Source organism: Psychrobacter sp. P11G5, from assembly GCF_001593305.1.
Lineage (GTDB): Bacteria > Pseudomonadota > Gammaproteobacteria > Pseudomonadales > Moraxellaceae > Psychrobacter.
Genome location: NZ_CP012533.1, coordinates 2703823 through 2721487, shown reverse-complemented (window position 1 = coordinate 2721487; position 17665 = coordinate 2703823). Strand labels below are relative to the sequence as shown.

At 42.5% G+C, this 17665-nt stretch carries 18 protein-coding genes and 1 pseudogene; 17 read left to right on the top strand and 2 right to left on the bottom strand.

Annotated features, from left to right (window positions below; translation table 11 throughout):
• Window positions 1-149: 149 nt before the first annotated feature.
• Together AK825_RS11035 and AK825_RS11030 are read right to left on the bottom strand one after the other, a co-directional pair.
• The gene (locus AK825_RS11035; protein WP_068037363.1) at window positions 150-1628 is read right to left on the bottom strand and encodes an ATP-binding protein; all 1479 of its coding nucleotides are present in this window, start codon (window positions 1626-1628) and stop codon (window positions 150-152) included.
• Complete coding sequence (locus AK825_RS11030; RefSeq protein WP_068037359.1) at window positions 1618-2364, bottom strand: heavy metal response regulator transcription factor; 747 nt, start codon at window positions 2362-2364, stop codon at window positions 1618-1620. Before AK825_RS11030 ends, AK825_RS11035 begins: the two co-directional genes overlap by 11 nt.
• Window positions 2365-2689: 325 nt before the next feature.
• Between AK825_RS11030 and AK825_RS11025 the strand changes: the two genes are divergently transcribed.
• From AK825_RS11025 to AK825_RS10950, 17 genes and pseudogenes are all read left to right on the top strand, one after another.
• On the top strand, window positions 2690-3016 hold the full coding sequence (locus tag AK825_RS11025) for a hypothetical protein (RefSeq protein ID WP_011959984.1): 327 nt from the start codon (window positions 2690-2692) through the stop codon (window positions 3014-3016).
• Between the two features lie 133 nt (window positions 3017-3149).
• Window positions 3150-3422: a hypothetical protein gene (locus AK825_RS11020; RefSeq protein ID WP_068037357.1), complete on the top strand. Its 273-nt coding sequence runs from the start codon at window positions 3150-3152 to the stop codon at window positions 3420-3422.
• Window positions 3423-3483: 61 nt separating this feature from the next.
• Window positions 3484-4074 carry a cytochrome c gene (locus tag AK825_RS11015; protein ID WP_068037353.1) on the top strand — a complete coding sequence of 197 codons (591 nt, stop codon included), beginning with the start codon at window positions 3484-3486 and terminating at the stop codon, window positions 4072-4074.
• A gap of 169 nt (window positions 4075-4243) precedes the next feature.
• Window positions 4244-4882: a DUF411 domain-containing protein gene (locus AK825_RS11010; protein WP_068037351.1), complete on the top strand. Its 639-nt coding sequence runs from the start codon at window positions 4244-4246 to the stop codon at window positions 4880-4882.
• 67 nt (window positions 4883-4949) lie between these two features.
• On the top strand, window positions 4950-6647 hold the full coding sequence (locus tag AK825_RS11005; protein ID WP_068037346.1) for a copper resistance system multicopper oxidase: 1698 nt from the start codon (window positions 4950-4952) through the stop codon (window positions 6645-6647).
• Between the two features lie 31 nt (window positions 6648-6678).
• Window positions 6679-7863 (top strand): copper resistance protein B, encoded by a 1185-nt coding sequence (locus AK825_RS11000; protein ID WP_068037343.1) that lies wholly within the window; start codon window positions 6679-6681, stop codon window positions 7861-7863.
• Window positions 7864-7958: 95 nt separating this feature from the next.
• The gene (locus AK825_RS10995) at window positions 7959-8435 is read left to right on the top strand and encodes a DUF305 domain-containing protein (protein ID WP_068037340.1); all 477 of its coding nucleotides are present in this window, start codon (window positions 7959-7961) and stop codon (window positions 8433-8435) included.
• 145 nt (window positions 8436-8580) lie between these two features.
• On the top strand, window positions 8581-9924 hold the full coding sequence (locus tag AK825_RS10990) for an APC family permease (protein ID WP_068037337.1): 1344 nt from the start codon (window positions 8581-8583) through the stop codon (window positions 9922-9924).
• Window positions 9925-10053: 129 nt separating this feature from the next.
• On the top strand, window positions 10054-10707 hold the full coding sequence (locus AK825_RS10985; RefSeq protein ID WP_068037334.1) for an isoprenylcysteine carboxylmethyltransferase family protein: 654 nt from the start codon (window positions 10054-10056) through the stop codon (window positions 10705-10707).
• A 112-nt stretch (window positions 10708-10819) separates the two neighbouring features.
• Window positions 10820-11092, top strand: a complete 273-nt coding sequence (locus AK825_RS10980) for a DUF5676 family membrane protein (protein ID WP_068037331.1) — start codon at window positions 10820-10822, stop codon at window positions 11090-11092.
• Window positions 11093-11170: 78 nt separating this feature from the next.
• Window positions 11171-11341, top strand: a pseudogene (locus tag AK825_RS10975) (DUF305 domain-containing protein); the annotation flags it as partial.
• 129 nt (window positions 11342-11470) lie between these two features.
• The gene (locus AK825_RS14765) at window positions 11471-11647 is read left to right on the top strand and encodes a hypothetical protein (protein WP_157769651.1); all 177 of its coding nucleotides are present in this window, start codon (window positions 11471-11473) and stop codon (window positions 11645-11647) included.
• A 115-nt stretch (window positions 11648-11762) separates the two neighbouring features.
• The gene (locus AK825_RS10970) at window positions 11763-14381 is read left to right on the top strand and encodes a copper-translocating P-type ATPase (protein ID WP_068037328.1); all 2619 of its coding nucleotides are present in this window, start codon (window positions 11763-11765) and stop codon (window positions 14379-14381) included.
• An 80-nt stretch (window positions 14382-14461) separates the two neighbouring features.
• A complete protein-coding gene (gene tatA / locus AK825_RS10965) occupies window positions 14462-14746 on the top strand; it encodes a Sec-independent protein translocase subunit TatA (RefSeq protein ID WP_011959992.1) in 285 nt (94 codons plus the stop codon).
• Between the two features lie 55 nt (window positions 14747-14801).
• The gene (gene tatB / locus AK825_RS10960) at window positions 14802-15188 is read left to right on the top strand and encodes a Sec-independent protein translocase protein TatB (protein WP_036599454.1); all 387 of its coding nucleotides are present in this window, start codon (window positions 14802-14804) and stop codon (window positions 15186-15188) included.
• Window positions 15185-16054, top strand: a complete 870-nt coding sequence (gene tatC, locus AK825_RS10955; RefSeq protein WP_068037325.1) for a twin-arginine translocase subunit TatC — start codon at window positions 15185-15187, stop codon at window positions 16052-16054. The genes tatB and tatC overlap by 4 nt, the downstream gene beginning before the upstream one ends.
• An 83-nt stretch (window positions 16055-16137) precedes the next feature.
• Window positions 16138-17427 (top strand): hypothetical protein, encoded by a 1290-nt coding sequence (locus tag AK825_RS10950; protein WP_068037323.1) that lies wholly within the window; start codon window positions 16138-16140, stop codon window positions 17425-17427.
• Window positions 17428-17665 lie beyond the last annotated feature (238 nt).

Genomic DNA, 17665 nt, shown 5'->3' with positions numbered 1-17665 from the left:
AAATAGGCTTATATAAGAAATTTTTTGTCCAACAATTGAAAAGTACAACTATCGCAAGTCAGAATCTCATCTTATGGATAGAGAGACCTTCCAAGTAAACTCGCCTTCGATCTAATCTGAGCGGTTCATAGACAGTATGAAGGTATTTACTACCTGGCAATCAACAACTTTACAGCAACCTCAAAAAGACACTCATCTTTGATAGTAATACTAACTTTGCCATTATGAGCATTGGCGATAGCTTGCACAATAGATAAGCCTAAGCCTAAGCCTGTTCCTGAATGCATCGTATTCGTTTTATCATGACGATAGAATCGCTCAAACAGTTTATCGGCTTCAATCTGATTTAATGGTTTGTCTAGACGGTTGGTCATAGTTATTCTTAACCAGAGCTGCTCTGGGGATTGAATATCGTCTTTTGGCGCATTAAGCGAGGTGCTTGAAGTGAGGACAGTAGCGGATATCATAATAGTGCTATTACTAGCCGCATAATAAATCGCATTTGACATCAGGTTGGCAAACAGCCGTTGCAATAAGCCTTTATCACCTAGTACTGTTTTAAAATCACCCGATTTTTCAAAGATTATCTCACGATCCTCAGCAATCATCTCATAATAATCTATAAGCTTTGTGATCAAGCTCTCTATATCGACATGACTGATTTGCGAATCACTCAGCTCTTTTTGAGTTTTTGCCAGTAATAACATATCGTTAATCATGGCGGATAACTGCTTTAACGTATCATGCTGATGATGCAATTGCTCAATGTATTCGTCGCTTTCTCTTGGCTTAGTTAACATGACTTGCGTTTGCGTACTCAGCGTCGCTATTGGCGTACGTAGCTCATGGGCGATATTGTCTGAAAACCGTGATAATGATTCAAAGTTACTTTCAAGCTTGACCATCATAGAATTATAAGACTCCGTTAGTGGACGTAATTCTAACGGCATATCGCCAACCACAATTCTTTCATCTAACCTTTGAAGATTAATGCCTTTCATCTTTTGTACGATAGTAGCTAGGGGAGCAAAACCCCAGTGTACACTTAGTGCTGCTACTGAAACCAATAATAAGGTAATGGCGATAAGTATCAAGCTCAGCTGGCGATTAAACTGGATAAGATATTGATGATGCACATCGATAGGTAGAGCAATAAATGCCAAAACCTCTTGATGTGTAATGATAATGGCTCGGTAATGCCTATTATTTATCTTGATCATAAACTGCTGATCGCGATAGTCCTGCAATAGTTGTAACAAGCTAAAATCTGCCGGTAGATCATTGATGAAATTACTGGGATCGCTGGACAATAAATTGCCGTTTTTGTCTGATATTAACGTTTTTAAATCATAGTCTAACCAAGAAGAATGTAGATGATTGGCATCAATTAGCGCTTGCGACTTTGACACTGTAAAAGGTTCTATGTGATCGTTAAAATTCACCATGCGTTTACGCAGGTTAAAAGCTGCATGGGTAATAATCTCTGAGTCCATTTGCTCAAAGTGCTCGTTAACAGAGCGCTGAACCCATATATAAATAATAACTTGAGAGATAACAACAAATATTGTCAGTAAAAAAACAGTTCGCCATAACAGTGACCAACGCCGATTCTTAGATTTATGTCTCATTTGATGTCAGACTGTCTTTATTAATACTATCGTCGCCCATGCCACTATCCACGTCGACAGCCAGTGGCTCTAACTTGTAGCCCATTCCGCGTACCGTATGAATCAGCTTTATATCAAATCCATCATCAATTTTTATCCGCAAGCGCCTTATAGCGACGTCAATGACATTTGTATCACTGTCAAAATTTATGTCCCATACTTGTGAGGCAATCACAGTGCGTGGCAGTACCTCACCTTGACGTTCTAAGAAAAGTTGTAATAAAGCAAATTCTTTAGCAGTCAATTTTATGTTGGTATCGCCTCTATATACAGTGCGTTTAGCAATATCCATTTTTAGGTCAGCCATATGTATGACAGAGCTTTTATAGTCTGATTGATTGGCACGCCGCAATAGGCTTTTTATTCGGACAATTAGCTCGGCAAAAGCAAAAGGTTTGGTCAGATAATCATCGCCACCAATTTCAATGCCCTTAATCCGATCGCTTAAATCATCTTTAGCGGTTAAAAATAAAACAGGCGTATGCTTTCCAGCAGCACGGTAGCGCTGTATCAGCTCAAAGCCGCTGACGTCAGGCAGCATCACATCCATCAAAACCACACTAAAATCTTCAGTCATTAACGCATGATAGCCATCTAAACCTGTCATGTGATGATCCACGATGAAACCGGCCTCAGTTAAGCCTTTCTTAATATATTCTCCAAGGTTTTTCTCATCTTCTACTAACAGTACTTTCATCGTTGCTTACCTTTATATCATTATAGTTGTCAACAGCGTATCACTAACATTGTTAGCTTATCAGCCATATATTTATCAGGAACCCTTGTTATAACAGTGTTCTTTGGATAGAGACAGATGCTGGTATTTGGTTTTAATGACAAGAAGATGACAATATTATGCTGTTCCTAACGAACATGTAATATCCGTGTCATCTAGCTGTCAGCCACCATTTAGTATTCTAAATCAACGCCGCATATTGGCTTGTCTCTGATACAGACTGCCTCTACGAGTAAAGCAATTATCCTACTTAAACAGTTTGTTATTTATCTTTAAAGGGTCTTATATGAAAAATTATAGTTCATTAAAAAAAGCAGCTTTGCTTTCAGTATCGATGTTAGTGGGCATGTCAGCGGCCAATGCGCATACCACAAACTTAGATGCTTCTGTTCTCGGTAATTGTGATGCGCTCACTAGTTTTGCAAGAAACGCAGATCATAATGATGCACAAATGTCCAAAGAGCAAAAGAAAAGTTATGTCGACGCCAGAGTGGCTTGTCAGGTTCAACATCAAGATCAACATTTGCAGTCTGAAAAGTATTTTGTAAAAAAATATGGTAGCGATCGTGATAGAAATGCTGAAGCCATATTAAATGAATATATCGCGCATTAAAATCTAAAGCGGTGAGAATGACAGAATTGTAATCTTATCGTCATCTACCAGTCAGAATGATTAATGTATCATTTAGGCTGGTTTAACAGCTATTGAACTCAATAACCTTTAATCCAAATAATAGGAATTAATCATGTCACAATTTAAATTACTGTCTAAATCAATCGCAATGACGGTCATCGCTCTTGTCGTATCGACCTCAGCTATGGCGCATGATCCAAAATTGCATGCTAAAAAAGATCAAATGAACTGTGAAAAGTTGGAAAAGAATATGCAAATGATGCAAAAAATGGATCATAGCAAGATGGATATGAAAGATCCTGCTATGAAAGCAATGATGGCTAACATGGGTAAAATGAAGCAAATGTACCAAAAAAACTGTGTTACTAACGACAGTAAATCTTAAAAATTTTAGCTCTGCTAAATAGCAGTCAACACTTAACGAAAATAAAGTTTTAGGAAAACATATGAAATTTTTATTGGGTGCGCTCTTTACCGTATTTGTGGCAATCGTTGGCGTGTTTGCGGTTGTTACTAGTGGTGTTGTCAATGTGGGAGCTGACCAAGAGCATAGCCCAATGATGTTTAGCTTTTTGGAAACCGCTCGCAATCGTTCCATAGCAAATGCCAGTAAAGATATTGTGGTACCAGACTTAGAGAAGGTCGATATCATTTCTGGGGGCGCGGACTATAAGGATATGTGTGCAGGCTGTCACTTGTCTCCGGGAGTGGCACAAACTGACTTTAGTGAGGGCTTATATCCAAAGCCGCCCAACTTTACCAAGGCTGATATTGTCAAACGTTATCAAACAGAAGACGGTGCAAAGCAAGGCTTTTGGGCAATCAAGCACGGTATTATGGCATCTGGAATGCCTACGTGGGGTGCTTCTCATGACGACGCTAGAATGTGGGCAATGGTAGCCTTCATTAGATCGTTACCTGAATTAGATGAAGCTCAGTACACGATGCTAACCACTAGGATAGATGGCGATATGATGGACATGTCATTTGACGGTGATATGAATATGTCGGATGATGAATCTGGAATGCAGCATTAATACTTTCTAGATATGAAAGCCTCCTAACTCACGGTTGTCGCTATTATATTAATAATGCAGTACTGAACAGTGCTGCATTTAATGTTTTTAGTTAAGTACATAAGAATTAAATATAGGGTGTAAGTTTTTAGAATATCGAGCATAATAATAGACGTTTAGGAGTAATTTAATGAGACATTACACACATGTGCTTTCTAATGGACATAGCTGGTTATCCAGTCGTGTCCTTTTATTGGTGGTGACATCGTCACTCTCGTTAACGCTAGCCGCTTGCAGCCAATCTAATACCAGTGGCTCTGATTCTCAACCAGTAAAGGTTGAACAGTCTGCTACCCAGAATGCACAAGTACAAAATGAAAGTTCTGCTCCTACAAATGCTCCCGTTAACAGCTCGTCATCATTACTCAAAAACGTCTCAGCCACAGTTTATAAAGATGCCAACTGCGGCTGCTGCAAAGAATGGGTAGGCTATGCCGAAGGTCATGGTCTAAGCGCAACTGCGCAAGACGTTACAGATTTATCTTTATTTAAAGAGCGTTACGGTGTCCCGCAGCAAATGCGCTCTTGTCATACCACCGTCACTACTAATGGTTATGTTTTTGAAGGTCACGTTCCTGCTAAATACATGGCTGAATTCTTAGCAAATCCTCCTGCACAAGCTATTGGACTTGCCGTACCGAGTATGCCGGTTGGTAGCCCCGGTATGGAGTATGAAGGTAAATTCATGCCCTATAAAGTCATGCAATTGAACAAGGATGGCAGCACTCAAGTGTATGCGGCTATTGAGTCGCCAGCGCAGCAGATGTAGTTCTATTAATAAGTTATCAGATATATAAGTTCAACTCTCATTTCATGGATTAACTTAGGTCAATATTATGAATAAAAACAGATTTAACCGCAGGCGTTTTTTGACAGGGTCATCTACGCTACTTGGCGCGTCGATGCTATCCACACTACCGACGATGGCTAATAGTGCTTTAACTAAAAGCCAAAATGTCGTAGTCAATAGTGATAGAGCCGATCACATTGTACCTATACTGACAGGCAAAGAGTTTGATCTTTATGTCAGTGAGAAGATGATAACGGTCAACGGCAAGTCAAGCATGGCAACGCTGATAAATGACTCACTGCCTGCGCCAACGCTTAAGATGCAAGAAGGCGATACGGTCACCATTCGAGTCCATAATCAGCTGAATGAGTCGACCTCTATTCACTGGCATGGCCTCTTAGTGCCGTTTGAGATGGATGGCGTACCGGGTATCAGCTTTGATGGTATTCCTGCGGGTAGCACCTTCACGTACAAATTTAAACTGATACAGTCAGGCACTTATTGGTATCACTCGCATACTGGCTTCCAAGAGCAGACCGGTATGCGCGGGGCTATTGTGATTGAACCTAAAGGGCGCGAACGCTATCCTATCGAGGAAGATCACGTTATCCTGCTTAGTGATTGGACGCATCGCGATCCGCATAATCTGCTAAAACTACTTAAGCAGCGTGCTGACTTTGATAATTATCATCTGCCAGACTTTAAAAAGCTATTGTCCGATATTGCCGCTACGGATCTTGAGGCGGCTTTTGATAAGCGCAAAACGTGGAATCAGATGCGGATGATGCCGACAGACTTTACTGATTTATCTGGTGAGACCACGTTTACTTATCTTATGAATGGTAAAACCACAGCGGCTAACTGGACGCAACTTGTCAAGGCTGGACAGCCGGTCAAACTACGTTTTATTAATGGTTCAGCGCAGACGATATTTGATGTACGCATCCCCGGCCTAAAAATGAAAGTCGTCGCGACGGATGGGATTGATGTCAGTCCCGTCGATATCGATGATTTCCGTATTGGGGTGGCCGAGACTTATGATGTCATCGTGACGCCCACTAAAGACGCGCATACCATATTTGCTCAAAACATAGATCGGTCAGGCTATGTTGCGACAACGCTTGCTACCAAAAAAGGTGCTCGTCCTGCGATACCTGCTATGGACAAAATCGAATGGCTGACGATGGCCGACATGATGGGCGCCATGGGATCGAATGGCTATAACGCTAAACATGCCAAAACAGAATATGACTTTAAGTCCGATATGCGCGTTGATAGTCCGCGTATGAACCTTGATGACCCTGGTATTAATCTACGTAACATTGATAGAAAGGTTTTGAATTATAGTCAGTTGCGCTCTGTCGGCGATGAGATAATGGCAGAGCAGCGCAAACCCACCAGAGAGATTGAAATACATCTGACGGGAAACATGGAGCGCTATATTTGGGCTCTAGACGGGGTTATGTTCAAAGATGCCGCACCGGTCAATATTAAGCCGGGTGAGCGCGTACGTATTACCTTAGTCAATGACACCATGATGAATCATCCCATGCATTTGCATGGTATGTGGAGCGATCTGCGGATGCCTTCAGGTGAGTTTCAAGTACGTAAGCATACGATAATGGTACAGCCTGCACAAAAGATAAGCTTTGATGTCACCGGAGAAGCTGGCAGATGGGCATGGCATTGCCACTTGCTCTATCACATGGAAGCAGGGATGTTTAGAGAAGTTGCCGTTGTTTAAGCAAATCTTTGGTTGATAGGTGAGAGATGAGATGAAAATACATAAAGTAGGTTTACGGTTCGCCGGGGTATCATCATTGGTATTATTAGCATCATCATTTGCTAATGCTGCTGACCCGTCCACGGTTAAAAAAGACATGACTATGTCAGATATGGACCATAGTAGTATGGACATGTCGAACATGGATCATGGCAGTATGGACATGTCTGGTATGGATATGTCAGATATGGATCACAGCAGCATGGATATGTCGGGCAATATGTCAGATATGGACCATAGTGGCATGGATATGTCAGGCGATATGTCAGATATGGACCATAGTGGCATGGATATGTCAGGCGATATGTCGGATATGGATCATAGTGGTATGGATATGTCAGGTGACATGTCAGATATGGATCATAGTGGCATGGATATGTCGGGCGATATGTCAGGTATGGATCATAGTGGCATGGATATGTCGGGCATGGATCATGGCAGTATGGACATGTCAGGAATGCAAGGTGGCGAAGCACCAGCCGATGCTCGAAGCCCTGACTACTCGAACGGTGTTCCCTATGGTCGCTTTGGTAAGCCTGTGATGATGGGTAGCTTACCGTTATGGGGTGTGTCAGTAGAAACTTTGGGCTATCAGTTTGAGAATGACCAAATCGATTTTGAGTTTGATACGTGGTACGGTACTGATAGTAATCGTGTCACTCTACGCAGTGAAGGTAGTGCTCAAACTAACGATGATAAAGAGATCGATAGTCTAAGCTCACTCGCTTATTGGAAGCCGCTCGGTATCCTCTGGAATGGAGAAGCGGGTATTGCTTATAATACTGAAAACGATAAGTCCGCAATCATGGCAGGCATTGCTGGTACGGCGCCGTACTTCGTTGAGACTGACGCAAGAGCTTATCTATATACTGATGGTCAAGTCCAGCTTGATCTTGGGGCAGCGTACGAGTGGCGCTTAGATCAGCGTTGGGTGGTCAGACCAGAGCTGGAGCTGACTGCCTTTAGTAAAGATGATACCGATAACGGTATTACTAAAGGCTTTAATGAGTTTGAAGCTGAAGTTAGGCTGGCTTATGAGACATTCAGTCGTCAGCTCGCGCCTTATGTTGGTTTCAGCTACGAGAGCGCCTTGGGTGATGCGCGAGACTTACGTCGTCAAGAGGACGAAGACGTTGATTCTAATAGTCTGACTGCTGGTGTGATGTTTTGGTTCTAGTGTTAACCATGTAAGTAACAACAGTTTATAACACTAGCTCTAAAAAAAGGCACCTCTTTATTTAGGTGCCTTTTTACTAAATTAAGGACAAGAATATGAATAACCATATGGATAATAAACAGAAGCAAATGAACCCTTATGTAAAGTTCACAATCATGATTTTAACATCCACAGTGGTGATGTTTATCATGATGTATTTTAACACCTATCAGTGGGATCATATTTACTTTAGTGAAACCCGAGCTTATATGGCGCTGTATATGGGCGCGGTAATGGCAATTATCATGCTCGCCTTTATGACCAATATGTATAAAAAAACCAAGATAAACTTGATGGTTTATGGGGTTAGCGTAGTTTTATTTGCCTTTGGTCTTTGGGGCGTACGCTCTCAGCAAACGGTCGATCAAGTGGATTGGATGCAGGCGATGATACCGCATCACTCGATTGCTATTTTGACCAGTTCGCGTGCTGATATCGAAGATCCACGTGTACGTCAGCTTGCTGATGACATTATCGAAGCACAAAAGCGTGAAATCGGTGAGATGCAAGCACTTATTGATGAGTTGGAATAATATATTATGATACCAATAAGTAAGCTCTTCTTTAAAAACTATTTACTATATCGCGTCTTTTAATTCTAACTATACCTACTCCTTACTTCAAAAATAACCTGTAAAACTGAAGTTCTACGAAGAAATAAATTAAGGTCGAATAAGTATGAAGCAAGATAGAACGACTCGCTATCAGAAGGATAGTTTGACATTATCAGGAACAGTTATGCTAGGTACCGGTGTCATGATCGGTGCTGGTATTTTCGCTCTGACCGGTCAGATGGCTCAGATGACGGGTTCGCTTTTCCCACTTGCTTTTCTAGCCGCCGCAATCGTTGTTTCTTTTAGTGCCTATTCTTATATCAAAATCTCTAACGCTTACCCGTCGGCTGGCGGTGTTGCAATGTACCTGCATCAGGCATACGGAGATCGTTTACCGACTGGATTTAATGCCCTGCTGATGTATTTCTCCATGGTTATAGCGCAGAGCTTTTTGGCCCGGACGTTCGGGTCATACACTATGCAGTTATTCGGTGGCGATGACAGCGGTCGCATGGTATCCATCCTTGGCGCCGCGCTTATTCTTGCTGCGTTCTTTATCAATTTACTTGGTAATCGTTGGATTCAGGGGGTTGCATCGGTTATCGGTATTATAAAAATTGTCGGTATTCTTATATTCGGGTTGGTTGGTATCTGGCTAGCTGATAGCTTTGCAGTTGATTCTTCTACATTAGATGACACTAATACTGTTGGTGACTTTCTTGGCGCAACGGCGCTAGGCATACTGGCATTTAAAGGCTTTACCACGATTACCAACAGTGGCTCGGAAGTAAAAAATCCTCATCGCAACGTCGGCCGTGCCATTGTAATATCAATCGCAATATGCGTAGTTATTTACACTCTAGTCGGTTTCGCGGTGTCTAGTAATCTATCTCTTGCCGAAATCATCGAAACTAAAGATTACTCCTTGGCTGCCGCCGCACGCCCAGCACTTGGCGACTATGGTCTATGGTTCACAGTTGCAATCGCAATGGTAGCTACCGCTGGCGGCCTCCTTGCTAGCATCTTCGCAGTCTCTCGTATGCTTGCTATGTTGACTGAGATGAAGCTGGTGCCTCATCGTCATTTGGGAATGCCGGGAAGCGTTCAAAAACATACGTTGGTCTATACTGTGGTGTTGGGTTTAGCTTTTACGACGTTATTTGACTTATCACGAATTGCAGCGCTTGGCATTGTTTTCTATCTAATTATGGATATCGCCATTCATTGGGGTGTTTTGCGATACCTTCGTCAGGATATAAAGGCGGTGATGTGGGTGCCTATAGTGGCCATACTTCTTGACCTGTTGGTTCTCGGCGGTTTTGTCTGGATTAAACTAAACTCAGATCCATTCGTACTTGGCGTAGCAGTCGTCACTATTGTAGTGATTGCTGTGGCTGAGCAGGTTTACCTGAAATCTTCAGCGAGGAAAAAAGCTATCGAAAAAGATACGCTTGCAGACCATCATTGACAGTAACATCAAAGAGTTTACAGAAAATTGTTTGGTTAAAAATTGCATAGATTTAAGCGTCTGCTTACTATCTTCAAGAATTGATTTCATGCAATACGATATTCATAAAGACAACAGGGAAAGTAAGCTATGAATGAGTCATTTAATCACGCTGGAACTTGGGGTCTCGCACTAATTGTTATTGTTCTGATTTCTTGGTTCTTTTACCGTTATTTCGCACCAAAGAACTGGCGTGAATGGGCGGGTGCTGGTGTAGTTCAGGCTTTCATTATTGCACTTTACGCAGAAATGTATGGCTTTCCGCTCACTATATATTTATTAGTACGGTTTTTTGGTTTGGACAGCCAATATGTCAGCGCTAGCTTATGGTCGACCCTTGTTGGTTTAGGTGAGACAGGCATGATGATCTCAATGCTACTCGGCTATGCTATTGCATTTTTAGGAGTCGGTCTTTTTGCTCAAGGTTGGCGCCAAGTCCACAAAGCACGAGGGGAAAATCGTTTAGTAACTGATGGACTCTATGCCTACGTACGTCATCCTCAGTACACCGGGTTGTTTATTGCACTGTTCGGTGAGGGTGTGGTGCATTGGCCAACTCTGTTTTCAATCGGTCTGTTTCCAGTGATTGTGCTTGTATACACATGGTTAGCTCGACGTGAGGAACGGCATATGTTTGAAGAGTTTGGTAAAGACTACCTTGCTTACAAACAGCAAGTGCCAATGTTTATTCCTCAATGGGGTCAATGGCGTCAACTTGCCGCCGCCGCACGAGTTAAAAAGTAATATCAATACAGGATAAAGCTTTAATTCATACAAATCCTTAGAGTTAGCATGGTTAGATACGATTGGTTATCTTGAGCTTGAACCACATCATACAATAGTGAGGATTACTAAGATGGCCAAATCAAACTTAACGACAAGTCCTTTGAGAATTGTCCCTGTTGGCAACAGTGTATCGTTGTTTCTACTCATTAGTTACCTGTTATGCATAGGCTTTGGCTTACTTGCACCCGAACAGATAAGTATGCATGAAGCTTGGGCGCCTCTGCTACCTGGCTTTGAGTGGTTGACGTGGACAGGTTTTCTAATTGGACTTGTAGAATCATATCTTTACGGTTGGTATTTCGCCATCTTGTTCGTGCCACTATATCGTTGGTTCGCAAAATAGGTCGAAGGTATTAGTGTATTAATAGTCAGCAAACCTTTTCAATTTGAGTAAATCGATTGCGCTAGTATTTATTAGTAGAATCAAGTGGATTGGATGCAGGCGATGATACCGCATCACTCGATTGCTATTTTGACCAGTTCGCGTGCTGATATCGAAGATCCACGTGTACGCCAGCTTGCTGATGACATTATCGAAGCACAAAAGCGTGAAATCGGTGAGATGCAAGCGCTTATTGATGAGTTGGAATAGGCAGTCACAAATTTTGAGCACTTTGTATTAGGTGTTATTAAGTAAGCAGACTATTGAGAGGTGTACGTTCACACACTAGCACTATATCATTACTTATACTAAGGAAATAACAAATAAGGAGTCCTTGTAATGGTTATTATGATGCACGGTATGATGAACGGGACTATGCACGGCATGATGAATGGATCGATGCACGGTATGGGTTGGGGAGAATCTATTGTCTCCTTATTGTTTACAGTACTGGTTTTTGCGGTACTGATATTGACTATTATGGCCTTACTCAAATATTTGCGTAATAAAGATTAAGTTCCAATTGAAACTTAATTTTCGAGATATCTAGATTAGTAATTAGATGAATAGCAATTAAAGGTTGATGATTGTGCTTTAAAAGCTTTATTTATTGTCTTCAAGGAGTGATTTTATGAAACATATTGCCGATGAAAAATCTATCAAAGGTGGTCAGTACGATAAAGTGCCAGAAAACTATAGTGGTACGGTTTATATCTGCCCGATGCATCCTGAGGTTAGAGATACTGAGAAGAGCGATTGTCCGATATGCGGCATGTTTCTCAAACCTGAAGACGAGGTTGCTGAATCCAACAGTAATGAGGGCAGTCATGCGCATTGTCATAAAGCGGATGCTAATAATAGTACTGAGTTAAAGTCTGTCGAAGGCAATAAGTACGACAAGATACCAGAAAATTATAACGGCACGATTTATATTTGTCCTATGCATCCAGAAGTAAGAGATGTTGAAAAAAGTGACTGCCCAATATGTGGCATGTTTCTTAAACCTGAAGACGAAGTTGCTAAAGATGATAGTCACGCCAGTTGTCATGGAAAGGATACTGATAGTAGCGGAGTAAAATCTGTTAAAGGCGGTAAATACGATAAAGTACCTGCTGATTACGATGGCACGGTATATACCTGTCCTATGCATCCTGAAGTGAGAGACGTTAGAAATAGCGGTTGTCCGATATGTGGTATGGCGCTTGAGCCCGAAACGCTTACTATCGGTGAAGAGGACACCTCAGAGCTTGACGACATGACTCGTCGTTTTTGGATATGTACCGTGTTGACTGTACCGCTATTAATATATGTGATGAGCGGTATGTTTGACTTAAACGTAGTTAATTTTAGTCAGTATGGTATCTCTTCAAAGATCTTACAATGGGCTGAGTTAGTGCTCGCGACCCCTGTAGTGCTTTGGGGCGCCGCCCCGTTTTTCGTCCGTGGCTGGCAGTCTATAAAAAGCCGCAATCTAAATATGTTTACCTTGATTGCGATAGGCGTAGGCGCTGCTTATATTTTTAGTATTGTCGCGACCTTTTTTCCCGATATTTTCCCAGACAGTTTCAGAGATGCCTCTGGTCAAGTCGGAGTCTACTATGAAGCGGCAGCGGTCATTGTGACCTTGGTGCTACTGGGTCAAGTATTAGAGCTCAAAGCTAGAAGTCAAACTTCAGGTGCGATTAGAGCTTTGCTTGAGCTCGCACCACCAACCGCAAGACGTGTCGATGAAAACGGTGAAGAAGTCGAAGTCTCGCTTGATGAGGTCGTCACTGGCGATAAGCTACGGGTTAAACCAGGTGAGAAACTACCCGTAGATGGTACAGTGATCGATGGTAATAGTAGTGTTGATGAATCAATGGTGACGGGTGAGCCAATCCCTGTATCAAAAGTAGCAGGAGATACAGTGACTGGTGGTACGGTAAATGGCACCGGAACGCTATTAGTCGAAGCGGTCAATGTTGGAGCAGATTCAGTATTATCTAAAATTGTACAAATGGTTGCTGAAGCCCAGCGTAGCCGCGCACCTATACAGAAATTGGTAGATCAAGTGGCGGGTTGGTTCGTACCTATTGTTATTGTCACCTCTATCATAACCTTTATTGTCTGGGCGATATTCGGCCCTGAGCCCGCTATGACCTATGCTTTGGTTAACGCGATTGCGGTACTGATTATTGCTTGTCCTTGTGCCCTTGGTCTAGCGACGCCGATGTCCATTATGGTTGGTACCGGCAAAGGCGCGCAAAACGGCGTCCTCATCAAAAATGCTGAAGCGTTAGAGAGTATGGAAAAAGTCGATACCATTGTCGTCGACAAGACCGGAACACTGACCGCTGGTAAGCCCGAGCTTACCGCAATTGATGCGCAGGTAGGTCAAGATGAAGACGAGTTCCTCGCATTGGTAGCCTCAGTAGAAAGCGCTAGCGAGCATCCTTTAGCAGAAGCTATCGTTAGAGCAGCTCAAGAAAGATCACTCATTATTCCTAAAGCTACTGACTTTAATTCGACTACTGGCGAAGGCGTACAAGCCGTGGTCGATGGTAAGAAAGTCGCTATTGGTAACTCTAAGCTTATGGAAAGCCTAAATAGTTTTGATAATGAGCTGTCCACTAAAGCTGATGTCCGTAGAAAAGACGGTGAAACGGTAATGTTTGTGGCTATAGACGGTAAAGCTGCTGGTATTATTTCAGTTGCTGACCCTATTAAACCAAGCACTAAAGAGGCTATTTCACTGCTTCATGACGCAGGTTTAAAAGTTGTGATGCTAACCGGTGACAACGAAAAAACTGCTCAGGCAGTCGCTAATAAATTAGGTATTGATGAAGTTCATGCGGATGTTTCACCAGAGGATAAAAACCGTATCGTCAAAGAAATGCAAGACAGCGGTAAATTGGTCGCTATGGCGGGTGATGGTATCAACGACGCACCAGCGCTAGCGCAAGCTAATGTTGGTATCGCTATGGGAACCGGTACCGATGTGGCGATGGAGAGTGCGGGCATTACCCTGCTAAAAGGTGATTTAATGGGCATTGCCAAAGCTTATAAGCTTAGCCACGCCACCATGCGCAATATCAGACAGAATCTGTTTTTTGCCTTTATCTACAATGCACTTGGTGTTCCTATTGCCGCAGGTGTGCTCTATCCCATATTTGGGCTTCTGCTCAGTCCGATGATAGCAGCGGCAGCGATGAGCTTGTCGTCATTCTCGGTGATTGCTAACGCGCTGCGATTGCGCCGTTTGAAACTATAATTCTGGTACGGTAAAAAGTGTTCTAAAGCACACTGACACATACTGGTCTAAACAAGATCACAAAATATAAGGATACCGTTATGGGCAGCTTTTCTATTACACATTGGCTGATTTTATTGGTCGTAGTGGTGGTCGTATTTGGTACTGCCAAGCTTAAAAATGCAGGTAAAGATTTAGGCGGTGCGGTGAAGGGTTTTAAAGAAGCGGTCAAAGATGAAGAACCCGAGAATGCTCGCAAAAATCATGTGCTTAGCCATGAAAATAGTACGCCAGCTGCAAGTAATGATTTAAATACGCGTGTAGGTAATCAGGCTGATGATATGGAAATCAGCCCTATTTCCACTGATGACCAGCCTAAAGTATGAAGCGCGCCGCTTATAAATAGCGGCACTAAGTAGTCTATTAATATATGTGACTGTTATGTTTGATATTGGGTTTTCCGAATTACTCTTGTTTGGCGTCATTGCTTTAATCGTATTGGGCCCAGAAAAACTGCCGCAAGCCGCACGTACCGCTGGGCAATGGTATGCCAAACTGCGCCGTACAGTATCCACTCTACAATCTGAAATAGAAGCTGAGCTTGATCTAGCTGAAACACGTCAACAAATGCAAAATGAACTTGCGAAAATCCGTCAGACCGAGTCGGATATGAAGCGCGAATTAGCAGAAATGCGTGGCAGTATGCAAAAGTTTGAGCAGTCACAGAACCAAAGCCTAGACGCTTCACATCAGTCAATCACCCCTTATGATAAAGACCATCAACAGAATACTACCTCCTCGTTCATTAAACAGGAGGCGGATCAGTGAGCCTATTTAAACGGCAAAAAAGTCGACAAGAAAAAATAACAGATATAGAGTTTGAGGCGCCAACAGATACAACACAGAATAGTGAGTCTGGAGATACGTTAGGTACGCTTGGCGATATGCCTATTACCGGACATTTAATCGAGCTGCGTACGCACTTAATAAGAATATGCGTGGTCGTCTTAATTATATTCTTAGTATTGGTGGGATTTTCACGCGAGCTTTATAATCTTTTATCAGACCCATTAGTGGCGCAGTTACCCATCAATTCGACCATGATTGCCACTGATATAACGTCAAACTTTATGGCACCCATTCGCTTAACGATATTCGTCGCCGCATTTTTAGCAATGCCTTATATCCTGTATCAAATTTGGTCATTTGTAGCTTCCGGCTTATATAAAAAAGAGAAGAAAATTGCCATTCCTGTACTGCTATCTTCGATATTTCTATTTTATGCTGGTGTTGCTTTTTCCTACTTTGTCGTACTCAAAGGGGTATTGAAATTTTTTATTATGTTCGCTCCGCAGAACGTTATACCAATGACCGATATTGACAGTTATCTGAGCTTTGCCCTCAAGCTATTTATGGTGTTTGGACTGACTTTTGAGATTCCAGTGGTTACCTTATTGCTGATAATGGCCGGAATCGTTTCTACTCAAAGTTTAGAAGATAAGCGTCGTTATATCATAGTCGGCTGTTTTGGGATCGCCGCGGTAGTGACACCGCCTGATGGTGTATCAATGCTGTTGTTGGCGATTCCTATGTGGCTATTATTTGAGCTGGGTTTACTCTTAGCAAAGATATTAATTAAAAATGAACGAAATAATGATTTAGTCTCAGGGAATGAAACATTAGAAAGTAGCTAGCACTACTTAAACACGCCAAGAACCTTTTTTACTTTTTACTAGAGTATGTCAGCGTGAGTACTCTACTTAGCGACGGACTCTAAATGGAACACCCAACTAATAACAACGAAAAAAATGACGGTCTTGCAAATCGACTTAACCAAGAGTGCTACTGCATTACCCTTGATCGTAAAGCGCTTAATACAAGCCTTCAAGATCAATTGGTAGAAACTAGAAACAATCCAATAGGAGCGAACGAGCTTAATAAGCTTTTTTCAGCAACACCCGTGTTCGTTCCCAAAACAGAGATAGAGGCGATGGAGCGAATCGTCAGGGCTATCGAGTCAGCTGCCGAACTGCCATTGTATCAAGAGCAAGTGCTGTCGTGGGCACCAGAAATAGCTGCTTTCGACCCAGGCCCAATAGGGGCCCTCATGGGTTATGACTTTCACTTGGGTAGCGATGGACCTCAGCTCATCGAGGTCAATACTAATGCCGGTGGCGCATTTCTGAATGTGTTGCTCGCTCGCGCACAAAAACGCTGTTGCAACCCCTCAGAGCAAAGCGCTGTAACCAATCAAATGCTAGATAGGTTCGAGGAAGCAGTGTTTGACATGTTCAAACAGGAATGGCAGCGACAGTCCGCTGTTGCTATGCCCAATCGGATAGCCATTGTGGACAATGACCCCGAGAGTCAGTTCATGTTCTTAGAGTTTGAGTTAGCCTGTCAACTGCTCCAAGCTAGAGGTATTGATACTGTGATACTTGATCCCTCTGAACTCGAGTATATCGACGGTACGTTAACAGCCCATGGCCAGAAAATCGATATGATTTACAATCGGCTTGTCGACTTTGCATTTGAGGACCCTGACCATGTATTGCTTAAGCAGGCTTATTTAGAGGGTGCTGTGGTAGTGACACCCAATCCCCGCGTACATGCTATGTTGGCCAATAAGCAAAACCTGACATTGCTATCAGACTCCCAAATATTGCGCTCTTGGGGTCTGGATGAGGCTGCAGTGGAGTGCCTCGAAAGGTCTGTACCGAGGACTAAGATTGTATCAAGAGACGATGCAGCAGAGTTGTGGCTTACTCGGCGGCAACTGTTTTTTAAGCCAGTTGCTGGTCATGGAAGCAAAGGCGTTTATCGCGGTAGCAAACTGACTCGACGCGTCTTCGAAAACATTCTGGATGAAGATTATATCGCACAGACCTTTGTCCCTGCAGGAGAGAGATCACTCAAAATTGATGACATCGTAACAACAAGAAAGGTAGATATACGTCTTTATACGTATGGCGGAAAACTGTTACTACCTGCTGCGCGTGTGTATCAAGGTCAGGTGACTAACTTCCGTACGCCAGGCGGTGGATTCGCGCCTGTCTTTCAGGTGTGATCGTCTAGGTCTTATTTAGATGGCATTAGGCTGTTATAAGTCCGGTTAACTAATTCAATATTCTTCTTACCTAACAAAAGATGGTTGTATATTTATGATTGTCTATTACTTTCGGCACGCTTTTCAAAACACTTCGAAAACAATTGGAGCTAGAGATAGCAGTAAATTTCAATAGTTTCCAATAATAAAAATCCAACCGTTACAGTGAGCTTAAATCATATTAGAGTAAACAGGGTTA